Below are 12356 nucleotides of genomic sequence, written 5' to 3' on the forward strand. Positions count from 1 at the left end.
CTTTCTATGCATAATTAGTTCTGCTCCTGTTCCTTCAACTCCCCAAGCGCATCAAGCATATTTAGAATAACGGTTACTGCTTCAGCTCTCGTCGCCGAGGCGGCCGGCGCAAACCGGTTGTCACCGCGACCGTTCATCACTCTCGCCTCCTGGGCTGCTGCCACGTACGGCTTCGCCCAAGCCGGGATTTGATCCGCGTCCGCGTAAGAGAGCCCATGCCCTTCCGCAGTCTTCAGACCCAAGCCGCGAACAATCATTGCTGCCAGTTCTGCTCGACGAATCGAAACCTTCGGTCGGAATGTCCCGTCCGCATAGCCGCTGATCAGGCCGGATTCCAAGGCCTGTGCAATATAAGGCTTCGCCCAGGTTTGAATCGAACCTGCGTCCGCGAAGTCCAGCGAACTGTTCGCACCCTGCAGCTTCAACGCTTTGACCAGCATGACGACGAATTCGTCTCTGCTGACCGTCTTATTCGGCTTGAACGTCTTGTCGGTGTAGCCCGTTACAAATCCAAGCTCAACCGCCCGTTTGATGGACGCTTCTGCCCAATGGCTCGCAATATCGTTCAGCCGAACCGTTGTCGATCCGCCGGACTCCCCGCCATTGCCATTGCCATTGCCGTTCTCATTGCCGCTGCCGTTCTCATTGCCATTGCCTGGATCTTCACCTCCCGGATTCGAACCGCCGTTTTGGCCTTCTTCCGGATCAGGAGTTACTGGAGTCGGAACCCATCCTCCGCCGCCGGAGCCAGGCAGCGCTTTGATTTTGATCTTGAACGTTTTCTCCGCGGATGCAGCTCCCTTGCTGATCGTCGCGGTCAGCACGACCTCCATGTCGCCCGACCCGCTTGACGGACGTTTCAACAACTGTCCATTCGCATTCAGGTAGTCGGGTTTTGAGCTGTTCCAGACGATGCGCGTACCGAGCTGCCCTTTCTGCGGCAGGTAAAGGTTGGATGCGATACTTCCGTTCACATTAAGCTCGATCAGGTCCATTACGTCTTCGATCGTGAGACGATCGCGAGCAACGCTCAGCTCGGCATACGCCTGCTCGGCCTCAGGACGAGACAGTTGGGCGGATTGAATAGCCGCAGTCGCTTGCCCAATCGCTTGCTGAAGCTGTGCCCAGCCCTCAGGAGAGTAATTGTCCTCCACAAGCTTGTCGGCCTCGATTGCCGTCAACAGGTCGATAATCGGCCGTAGATTGCCGAGTTTATATTCCTCGCCGTACACTTCAAATTCCTCAAAGGAATAGCCGAACATAGTAGCTCTGGACACCCCTTCGAACTTCACGTATCTGGCTGGCGTGCTCTGGAAGGTAGTCACGACACGTCCCGGCTTTCCGTTAATCTCCCCGTTGTTGTCTTTCACAACGTTCGTCCAGTTCTCCTTGTCCTCGGACACGAGAATACGGTACTTCGAACCATATGCCGTTTGCCACAAAATAGATACAGCATCTATGTTCTTCACTTCACCTAGATCCACCATGAACCAGGTATCGTCCACCCAATCGCTGGACCATCTGGTATCCCCTCTGCCGTCCACCGCTTTATCCGCCGTGTAGGACGAAGATTCCGGTTGCGATGATTCAGCTTGCTTATGCAAAGCCAGATTTCCATGCAGGTCCAAGTAGGTGTTCCTTACGATGAGTTCGTCAATCAAGCCTTGAAAGGCATTCGTCTCGCTGCCGATTTTGGCTACCGGCAGAACGAATGTTTCCAGCTTGGAGCCGTCTTTGAGAGTAGCCGTATAATCACTGCCGTTAATGAAGATGGAGGTCCCCGTGTCGTCGCCGATCATACTGACATGGGTCCAGCGATCGGTCGGCAGCTTATAATTGAATTCGCTGACGTAATTTTCTTTTGTGATGGCGATTTTGCCGCTGCCCCCAATGTTGTATTTCAGCTGTCCGTCCGGAGATTCCAGCAGCACAACTCCTTGCGGGTTGTCAGCGTCCGGTTTGATCCACATGGACATCGTCCAGCCGAAACCAAGCGTGCGAAGCGGCGTTTCCACGTAGCTGGCCCCGCCGTTTAGCCTCACGGCTTGACCGAAGATTCCCTTCTCTGTTCCAGCATTCACCTCGTTGCCGTCAAAGCCGTTCCCCGAACGGTCCGCGAAGCCTTCGTCGAAGGTATAATCCAGCACGAGATGCCGCTCATTGTCGATTTGAAGCTTGTGTGACTGATGAACACCCGGCGGGTCCACGTACCTTGCGGCATCCGTCTGGAAGCTTGCGAAGTTCCGATCGATGCGGTTGCCTCTCCACAGCTTTTCCGCCAGCACTTGCATGGAAGGCAAGATCCGCTGATGCGAGTCCGCCATGGATACGCCTTTCTCTACGGACACATCGTTCCAGAGCGCGAACATGCCGCCTTTGACCTGCGGATGCGCATAAGGAAGCTTCGTCTCCAGCCAATCGTTGGGCTCCCACTCGTTGTAAATAAAATCGTAATTCAAATAACTGCGATACAGCTGCGGAACGATGTAGAGCAAATTCGTATTGGTATTGATAATATCGTAGCCGAGCTCCACGGCCTGCTGAGCGCTTCCGTACGGTTCATACCAGATGTCCATCGTCGCATTGTTGCTGACCGGCGTCGTGCCGTCGTATGCGGACAGACTGCCCCATAGACGGGCGCGTTTGCCTTTGCTGTTAATGTGGTTAAGAAGCATATCCGCGTACCTGCGGAACGCCTCCTTGTCGTCGCCGAAATATTCATCCGTGCCGACGTGCACATCCGGGCCGACGAAGGTCGGATTGCTGCCGTCGAGATACTCGTCAAACAGTGCTTTAATGAAGTCGAGCGTCTCTGGACGATGGATATCCAGTTGATTGTTGCTGCCCAATCGAGAATCGTAAGCGATGAACGCGCCGGAGTGGCCCGGCGTATCAATTTCCGGCACGACGTTTACGCCGTATTCCATCCCAAGCAGCTGCAGGTCTCTGAATTGCTGCTTCGTATAATAGCCGTCCTTGCTCGTCACTCCAGGAAATTTCTCGCTCTCCAGACGGAAGTAACCGACATCGCCGACATCATCGTTCAGGTGAATCTGGAACCGGTTCATCTTATAGTAGGACATCAGCTTGACATAGTCCTGCAAAAACTCGATCGTATAAAACTTGCGGCCCACATCGAGCATAAAGCCCCGATCTGGGTATTTCGGATAATCGCGCGATTGCCCCTTAGGCATCGCTTTATGATCGGCAGCGTGGCCGAGCAGCTGCAAGATCGTTCTCGTGCCGAACATGACACCCGTCTGCTCGGACGCAGCAACAGAAGCATACTCGCCGATATTCAGCTCATATCCCTCTTTCCCCAATCCCGTATGCGCGGCATCCAGCATCAAATAGATATCTCCCTCTTGAGGAGAACCAACCTCAACGGTCAGTGACAACTTCGTTAAATCCAATAAGTCCTGCTGCAAAATGTCAGCCGTCCCCCGCAGAGCCGCCTCATCATCTGCGCGAATGACGATTTTGGATTTGTCCGACAAGCGGAACTCGCCGGTTGCGCCCAGCCACTCACGCAAAGAAGGAATGACGCGCGGCTCCGGGTTCCGATCGCTCGTCTGCTCGTAGAGACCGGGTACGGTGACTAGCGCATTATCCGTTAAAAGATAAGTCGGATCGCTGTCGCTCTGGATTTGCGGCAGCAGCTGAACCTGAGTATCGACAAGCGGCGCATGAATATTGCCCTGCACGTCGATCACCGGCAAGCTGTCCGTGTTCACCAGCGTCAGCGTATAACCTTCCGGTACAGCGGGCAGATTCAGCAGGGTATCCCCTTCCGAGACGACGATGCTGTTTTTCACCGCGTCCATAATTGGCTGCAGTTGAGGTCTGCCTTTGTATACCTCGAATTCCCAGAAGGAGTATCCGTAATAAACGCCCTCAATAGGACGTCGCGTCTCCCCTTGAAACTTGACGTATTGCGCCACAGTCGGTTCGAAATCGATCGTATCTTCACCCGGCCCGGACGCGACGAGCACGCGGTTGTCCGCGAATACGCTCCGCCAGGATACCGCATCGTCGGATACGAGAATCTGATATTGCTCCGCCGGAGTCTGCCAGTTGATGATTACTCTTCCGATTTCTACAGGCACACCCAGATCAACGTAAAACCACTGATCGTCGGTTCTTTCCGAAGACCAGCGGCTTGCATGTTCGGTGCCCCCATCGACCGCTTTCTCAGGTCCGAAAAAATCCACTTCGTTCGACGACGAATAAGCCGTCTTCCCTAGAGCCATATTCCCTGTTGCGGCATTGGACCTCTCCGAAAGGGTGGTCACCATTATGAAAGCGGTAACAAATATAACTAAAAAAATAACCCTCTGCCGTAAACCCACGAATATCCCTCCCTTTGTCATTTGCACGAATTACCACAAGCAACCCGCATGACCTTCCATGCTATTTGCTGCGGCAACTTCATTATAAGTAGAGGGCAATGAAGCATCGATATACATGTGTTTACATTCCATATACAAATGTGGACATTTGGCCTTCTACGGTTAATCAAGGCTATGGGTGCCAGCATTTGGCTTTTCTTCATGTTATCGAATATCGAATCCTTCTATAGGTTCGGTCAGTTTGAAATATTCCTTTATATAATTCGGGTTATCAGAAGCATTTTGATGGTTGGGACTAAGTTCGTCCCCAATAGTTATCCAGCAGCCGTCGGACGACATAATAAGTCGGATTAGAATGGTGTCTCATGGCATATAGACGGCTGATATGCACTTCAATTTCTCCAAAATCAATTAACGGATTGTAATGTCAGATGCGACAACTCTTCTGAAAAGGATTCGTGTTCCTCTTCAACTTTTACGATCCTCCAATAATGTCTTGCAGCGACCAAAATGGTTTCATCCGAAACATTTTCTTTATGCATCGCTACGCCTGCGAAATAGCGCGGTCTGCTTAACGCAACATAAGCCAGTTTTAATGTATCTTTCACAAGCGATTCTTCATTCAATTCAGATTGGTGAGTAATCCTGCCCGTTACCTTAATGAAATTGAATGGAAATATAGTTAGACGCTTATCTAATTGTAATCGGCTCATGTTCTTATCCTTTACGGAAATCGGTACAAGTTCTTGTCTTCGAATTGGGACAATAACTTGTACCGATAAAACAAAAAAGCCGCTAAATTAGCGACTCTCAATGGGGCTATGTCTTTGTCCTCCGACATATGGTAAACCTTTTCCCCCCATATGCCCCGCCGGGAGATTTGCACTAACGGTACCTTGTTCCGAACTACTCCCGCTACAGCCGCCGGGCTCCAGCAAGGGACGTAATTGCAATGCGTTACGGGAAGAGTCTAGGTACAGGGTCTGACGCGCTATGCGTACTAGCGAGCGATTCAAGTCGGGGTTACTATAAATTTTACTGGGTTATTGATCGATACTGCTTCTTGGATTTGCTCTTTGTTCAGCTTACTCACGTGTTATAGCTCCTATCTTCTATAACCATATTAAATAGTGTCAACGGAATCTCCGAAAAAAAGACTGAATGTCAGGGATTAGAAGATCCGGTGCATCCATTGCGGCAAAGTGGGTTCCGCGCTCAAATTCTGACCATTGCACAATATTCGTGTTGTCACGTTCAGCAAAGCGTCTTATAGATTTGAAATCATCTCCGAACACGGCCACTGCTGTCGGTGTCGTATTCGGTCCCTGCGGCTCCTGACTGTGGCTGTGCGCGTTCTCATAATACAAGCGAGAAGATGATTCCGCCGTATTGGTCAACCAATACAAGGTGACGTTCGTCAAAAATGCGTCCCGGTCGATAAAATCCACATGGTCACCAAAGCCACAAAATAAATCGGCAATCCAAGCAAGCTGACCTGACGGCGAGTCTGTTAGCCCATAGGAGAGTGTTTGCGGGCGTGTGGATTGAATCGAATTAAAGCCTGCCCGTTCATGGAAATTGGCAAGGAATTGAAGTTTTCGCTGATCTTCTTCCGTTAAGTCAGCCATCTCTGCCGGATCTCCGGAAGGGAACGAAAACAACTGCAGTACATGAATGCCGCGAAGACCCTCCGGCTTCTGAATGCCGAGTTCTCTGGATACAAGTGCACCGCAATCGCTGCCGTGGGTACCGTATTCCTTATATCCCAAACGCTTCATTAAGACATCCCATGCTTTTGAAATACGAGCGATATCCCATCCCGATTCAAGAATTGGCCCTGAAAACCCAAATCCAGGAACGGAAGGAATGACTAAGTGAAACGCTTGAGCCGGATCACCACCGTGATTGCGCGGATCGCTGAGCGGACCGATGAGTTCCAAGAACTCGACAATCGAGCTAGGCCATGCATGGGTAAGCAGTAGTGGAAATGCGTCTGGTTCTGGCGAACGAACATGTAAAAAATGAATGTTGGCACCATCGATATTCGTAGTGAATTGAGGATACTCATTCAGGCGAGCTTCGAATTTACGCCAATCGTATTCTTTCTCCCAATAGAGTGCTAATTCTTTCACATAATCCAGCGATACCCCATATTTCCAGCCCGCTTCACCTAACTTTTCCGGCCAACGAGTCCGAGATAAACGATACCGAAGGTCTTCTAGATCGTCTTGCGCTACGGAGATACGGAACGGCTGAATTTCTGTGCTTTCCTCGGAAATAACAGGTCTTGTATTTGTCATGTGAACTTCCTCCTTTAAATGTTTGTTTTGCTGATATACTCATAATAATCCATGAACTCTGACTACATTATGTCAGGGTTCATGGGTTAATAACCCTTTTACAAAGCGAATTCATTTCAATTACATCTGCTCCTCATGCTAACGCGTTAAACTATGGGGCACCTATGGGCATTAAATCATATACACCACATATTGGAAAAATCCTGCCCGTTAGTTGAGAAAAAGCAGCCGACCCAAAAGCCGGCTGCCTCTTTATGTCTTCAATGAGCTAACGTTTCCCGTTATTCAGCGCTATCCATTTATTTGAATACTATAGAAAATCGTGGATCAACGAAAATCCATTGATGATCCGCATCTGACTATCTTTCAGAACATCGCGAGTCCAATTATCCGGCTGACGCAAATCCCAGCTCCGGTACATATCAACGAATACAATTATTTCGCGAATCTTAAGGAAGAGTGACAATTGATCCTTTTACTTTTCAAAAAAACTTATCAGATTTAAGCAAGAGGTTCCATCTGAAAAAGAAACGGTAGGACCTGCATCTAAAGTGCCTAAGTGCCAGACATACCACCTTCACGCGTTGAACCCCCTTGCAATTAACTAGTTTGTTCACCATGAACATTCAATATCATGATATACACTCAAAGATATTTCAATCTAAATTACGAGACAAAACATAATTCAAACTAAAAAAAATCCGCGTAAAACGCGGACTTAAATGGATATGTATGTTCTTTCCTCTTACATGAATACTATGCAAGTGGCAATATAAACTTTTCTATCTATTATTGAGCCCGCTGTCGTCCTTAGTCGTGCGATTGTAGACGACGGTTTCTTTGGTGCCGTCCGCGTATTCCAGGTCAACTTCGTCGATACGGATTGAATCCAAAGCACCTTGATACGTGAAGAGCTCAAACACACCGAGTTCTAACCCCGGTATGACCGGACCGACATATTGAAGATTGAAAGAGTTCTTTCCGGAGTGCTCGTCATACGAAGGGTCTCCTACGGGATTAAATGTGCTGACCTTCACGGTATAGTAGTTGATCGTTTTGCCGGTCAAATTATCGACGAGCCACGTCAGCGTGATACCGTTCGCTGAATTGACACTGTATCTGAACTCTCTTGGGTCGCTGAAACGATTCTCCGCTGTCACTCGGGTAGCTTCGGGTTCGTCGTTGGCCGTTTCGTTACCTCCTTGATTCTGAGCCGTGGAAATCGTTGCGCCTTTTTCGCCATCTCCGTTGGAAGGTTCGTTTTCGGCATCCACTGTTTGCCCAGCTTTAACTATAGTTGGTTCACTCCGACTATAACCCAAGTCTTCCGAGAAATACACACCGCAGCTGAACGCGATGATAATAGATATTAGAAAAGATAAAAAGATATTCAATTTTTTAGCCATGCTGATGTCCTCGCCTTTTCCGTTATTTGTTTTATAATAACAGATCTAGGTCCAATAGAACAGACAGAAAGTAGTAATATCGAACTATGTTTATATAGTAAGACCTATCTCGCAACTTGATAACATAAATAGAAAAAGCCGCTTATTCAGCGGCTGCTTATGTTACTATGTTTTGTCACCCGACAGTAGCCAAGATCTTCCTCCAGGAACATCGCAACAGCCTAGCGCTTGATTTCGATATCATATGTTTTTCGTAATTCGCCTATGAAAAAAATCTCCTCCAAGAAGACTTTTATGCGCATTTTACACACTGTCTACTTAAAGGGGATCATATCAAAATTGCGGCTTCTTTAGTTTACATGGATAATGACTAAGCCAGATCCTCTCTATTCATTGAGCTGGGCATGAGTTGATTAGATATCACTACTGAAGATCGGGTTCCAGGCTCATATTAGGGATCTGTCTCAAATGATCGCTTACCTTGTCCACCTTCCATGCTCCATTAGCATAAATAATGTGAGCTTCCCGATCAAAAACATAATGCAGCTCGCCCGTTAATATATTTCCTGGAATGTAGGATTGAATAAGGATCGCGCTAGTATTGCTTGCATAGTTTACCGTTGCCGTATTCATATCAAAATTCATTTCTTTAAAGTGAAGTCCTTCCTGCTCTATGATTTGCTGAATTAGACGATCCGTAAAATAAGGTTTAAAGTAAGTGCGAACCTGTTTCACTTTCGATAGATCAGATGCCTCGTTCAATTTCTCCGATAACCGCGCAATACGAGTATCACTTAGTCGTTGGTTGATAGGTACTTGATACTTCGGCTTCATCAACTTAACGACGACTTGCTTGCCATCAAGGATAACGGTGGCTTCTTTGGTTTTCTGATCCCACTTTACATCTGCTCCCATGGTTTGGCTAACGAACCTTAAAGGTACATAAGTTGTGTTTTGGATGAGCTCAACCGGAGCATCAAAATCAACGCGGTCCTGGTTTACTAAGGCCCTTTTGAATTGAACCGCAAGTGTGATTACAGTTTCGCCTTTGGTCAATTGAGCCGTTTTTTGAAATTGGTTCCATTTCACATCGATACCCATGTTCTGAGATACTGCCCGTATAGGGATCAACACTCGATTGTTCTTTAGAATACCATGCTCGATTACTTCATTGCCTGATGCTTGTGTTGGAATGACGTTCGCAAGAAAAAAAATCATGAACGTCGATATGCTAATCAATATCTTTTTCAAATGCGCTCCCCCTCAAATCAGCCCTAATTTCTTCCAGTCCTATTTATTTAGACGTCCTATTCCATGAAAAAGTTGCCCAAAATGAACGGAATACCTATTTCCGCTTCTCCCTTTCGAGATAGAGATTCCGTCTTGTGTTAGAGCAATGCCAAGTTTACGCAATGCTTCTTCCGGAGAATGGACAGCTTTGCTGCTTGCCGTCTCCCCGCATACCGCCGACAGAAGCAGATGGCTTCCCGGCTCAAGGTCTGCCTGCTGAGTCGGCAAAACTGTTCGGGGATAAAGTACATTTGTATTGGCATTCGGATATACCATCTCTACCCTCTCGTACCCTTTCAAGCCATAAATGGCGCTTCGGCCAAGCGCATGGTCGACCTGCAATCCCAGGCTGCCTGTTCTCTCGATGTGTTGATCTTGTCCCGTTTCCTTATAATTTTCCGCCATCACCAGATTCGGATAGGCATAACCGAGGGTAAGCACGCCGGTCCTGTCAAAAAGGTATCTCACGCCTAACGAGCAGAGCGCGAGTAAAACACGTCCCCGTGCATATGCTGAATTCTGCCCCAGTGGGCGGGATTCATCGTGTCTGGTGAGCGGTTCTCCAGAATGGCCTGGTACAGTGCCGTCTTCTCTTCCAAATGGTCAACGTGCTGTTTGGCTTCTTCGAGCTTAGCGAGCGCAGCTTCTTTATGCTCCATCATGAGTCTGTAGCGTTGTGGAATGGTAGAATCCCCCTCGAGACATAAATCGATATACATTTTTATGACATCGATCGGCATCCCGGATTGCTTGAGGCATTTGATGCCATGCAGCCAGTTGATCGATTCTTCGTCGAATAATCGAATATTATTCTCATTGCGCTGTACGCTTGGCACTAGAGCTTTATCCGTATAAAAGCGCACGGCGTGCTCAGTGAGCCCCGTGATTTGAGCGGCTTCTTTGACCGTATACATGTGAAATCCCCCTTGGAAAAAAAAGAATAAGAGCCTCTTGCCTTCGTGTAACACGAAGGTACTATGCTTATTGTAACGCAACTTTGTCGTAATCGGAATTCCCGCTTCAGTCCCCGATGTTGGGGATACGCGCCGGTTGCTGTTATACATTTGATCAATAGGAGGAATCGCAATGCAAACTGTAACTTTGAACAACGGTGTGAAAATGCCAATCCTAGGCTTCGGTGTCTACCAGATTCCCGATGCTGATGAGTGCGAAAACGCGGTGTACGAAGCGCTGTCGGCCGGCTACCGCTTGATCGACACCGCCGCCGGTTATCTTAACGAGGAAGCGGTCGGACGCGCGATCAAGCGCAGCGGTGTACCGCGTGAGGAGCTGTTCATTACGACCAAGATTTGGGTTCAGGATGCCGGCTACGAGAGTGCCAAGCTTGCATTTGCAAAATCCCTGAAGAAGCTGCAGCTTGACTATCTCGATCTGTACCTGATTCACCAGCCATTTGGCGATTACTACGGCACTTGGCGTGCGATGGAAGAACTGTACCGTGACGGCAAAATCAAGGCCATCGGGGTCAGCAACTTCATGCCCGATCGTCTGATGGACCTCATTGTGCATAACGAAATTGTGCCCGCCGTCAACCAGATTGAAACGCACCCGTTCTACCAGCAGACAGAGAGCGCTGCTTTCGTAAAAGAGCAGGGCGTGCAGCACCAGTCGTGGGCGCCGTTCGCTGAAGGACGAAACAATATGTTCGGCAACGAAGTGCTGACCTCGATCGCGGGAAAACACAACAAATCCGTCGCCCAGATCGTATTGCGATGGCTTGTTCAACGAGAAGTTGTTGTCATTCCAAAGTCAGTACGAAAAGAGCGAATCGTCGAAAATATCAACATTTTTGATTTTGAGTTGGGCGCGGACGATATGGAACACATTTCCACCCTTGATACTCGGGAGAGTCTATTCTTATCGTACCGCGATCCGGGAGTCGCCAAGATGATGGGCAACTGGAGAGTCGAACTGTAAACCTTGGCCCGGTTTCTCCATTTAGAAAGGACAGGGCCGGAGCTCCTGTCCTTTCGTGTTGTAAACTCGCTTGTCCTTTAAACTCATTCACTTATTGTCCTCGACTCGGGACAAGAACTTGTACCGATAAAACAAAAAAGCCGCTAAATTAGCAACTTTCAATGGGACCATGTTCTCCCCCGACAGGTAACAATTGAGTCGCATATGCGGCTCTTTTTTTCTGTCTATAAGCCATGCACTGCTAAGGGTTCGCTCTCGATCTATCGGTTTCCGATTAACGATATATCTACGAACTTCGTTCACACCTTTTCTTAGAGACGCACTCAATTTCCAACGTTTCCTGATTAAACGTTATGGTGTTATGAAAAATCTCGCTGTAACTAGTATTTATCCCAACCCTAGTTCCGTAGAAATCACATTATCGTCATATAAGGTTCTAATTACTTCCTCTCTATTGTTTATCAAAACCTTTAACCACTCATTGAAATTATCCATGATTCCATACAATCTGGGGTTGTGACTATCGAAATAAGCAACTTTGTATTCTTCATTCTTCATCTGGCTCGCAATGAAACACCATGCATTTCCATTATGATCTAGAGAAAACGGGATTAAATGGCCTATTTCCACTGAACCACCCTCTCTAATATTGATCATTTTATGAGTCTCAACGCTCGTCATTCTTTGTAAAGAAAGTCTCTGAATCGATAAGATTTGTTTGTTTCCATCTCCTACTGCGCTTACTTCTTGAATCATGTACAGAAATGCGCCATTGCTAAACTGTGATACAAAATCACAATAGGATTTTGGTAGTTTGTAATTCAAATCATTTTCAGTTTTTTCTATATCTTCTTTCGATGCTACTTCATATGTTTCATGGATCTCTTTTTCTTTAACAAGGGATTTTAATGAGGTATTGTCCATACATTCTAGAACTCTCCTTATTGCACTTTTGACTTCGCACTATCATTCTATATACCTTCGTGAATCATTCCATATGTAGAGTATTCACGAAATTATTGAACTACCCTGCCCGTTAGCTTAAAAAAAGGAACAGCTGCCTACAGGCGAAC

At 47.6% G+C, this 12356-nt stretch carries 9 protein-coding genes; 1 reads left to right on the forward strand and 8 read right to left on the reverse strand.

Going from position 1 to position 12356, the window contains the following annotated elements:
* Nucleotides 1-14 precede the first annotated feature (14 nt).
* The 7 genes from P0X86_RS16230 to P0X86_RS16260 form a co-directional block, all read right to left on the reverse strand.
* A complete protein-coding gene (locus P0X86_RS16230; RefSeq protein ID WP_277745852.1) occupies nucleotides 15-4349 on the reverse strand; it encodes a discoidin domain-containing protein in 4335 nt (1444 codons plus the stop codon).
* Nucleotides 4350-4756: 407 nt separating this feature from the next.
* On the reverse strand, nucleotides 4757-5062 hold the full coding sequence (locus P0X86_RS16235; RefSeq protein ID WP_277745853.1) for a hypothetical protein: 306 nt from the start codon (nucleotides 5060-5062) through the stop codon (nucleotides 4757-4759).
* A 420-nt stretch (nucleotides 5063-5482) separates the two neighbouring features.
* Entirely contained in the window at nucleotides 5483-6649 is a 1167-nt protein-coding gene (locus P0X86_RS16240; RefSeq protein ID WP_277745854.1) for an epoxide hydrolase family protein, read from the reverse strand.
* A 782-nt stretch (nucleotides 6650-7431) separates the two neighbouring features.
* Complete coding sequence (locus tag P0X86_RS16245; RefSeq protein ID WP_119851200.1) at nucleotides 7432-7923, reverse strand: hypothetical protein; 492 nt, start codon at nucleotides 7921-7923, stop codon at nucleotides 7432-7434.
* 555 nt (nucleotides 7924-8478) lie between these two features.
* Nucleotides 8479-9306: a copper amine oxidase N-terminal domain-containing protein gene (locus P0X86_RS16250; protein WP_277745855.1), complete on the reverse strand. Its 828-nt coding sequence runs from the start codon at nucleotides 9304-9306 to the stop codon at nucleotides 8479-8481.
* A 39-nt stretch (nucleotides 9307-9345) separates the two neighbouring features.
* A complete protein-coding gene (locus tag P0X86_RS16255; protein WP_277745856.1) occupies nucleotides 9346-9786 on the reverse strand; it encodes a hypothetical protein in 441 nt (146 codons plus the stop codon).
* Nucleotides 9787-9815: 29 nt separating this feature from the next.
* Nucleotides 9816-10259: a MerR family transcriptional regulator gene (locus P0X86_RS16260; RefSeq protein WP_213578668.1), complete on the reverse strand. Its 444-nt coding sequence runs from the start codon at nucleotides 10257-10259 to the stop codon at nucleotides 9816-9818.
* 172 nt (nucleotides 10260-10431) lie between these two features.
* Between P0X86_RS16260 and P0X86_RS16265 the strand changes: the two genes are divergently transcribed.
* Nucleotides 10432-11283: an aldo/keto reductase gene (locus P0X86_RS16265; RefSeq protein WP_096773775.1), complete on the forward strand. Its 852-nt coding sequence runs from the start codon at nucleotides 10432-10434 to the stop codon at nucleotides 11281-11283.
* Between the two features lie 387 nt (nucleotides 11284-11670).
* On the opposite strand, the gene P0X86_RS16270 is transcribed toward P0X86_RS16265, so the two are convergent.
* Nucleotides 11671-12207 (reverse strand): SMI1/KNR4 family protein, encoded by a 537-nt coding sequence (locus tag P0X86_RS16270; protein ID WP_277745857.1) that lies wholly within the window; start codon nucleotides 12205-12207, stop codon nucleotides 11671-11673.
* Nucleotides 12208-12356 lie beyond the last annotated feature (149 nt).

The sequence above is a fragment of the Paenibacillus sp. BR1-192 genome (genome assembly GCF_029542445.1).
Classification (GTDB): Bacteria; Bacillota; Bacilli; order Paenibacillales; family Paenibacillaceae; genus Paenibacillus_AQ; species Paenibacillus_AQ lautus_A.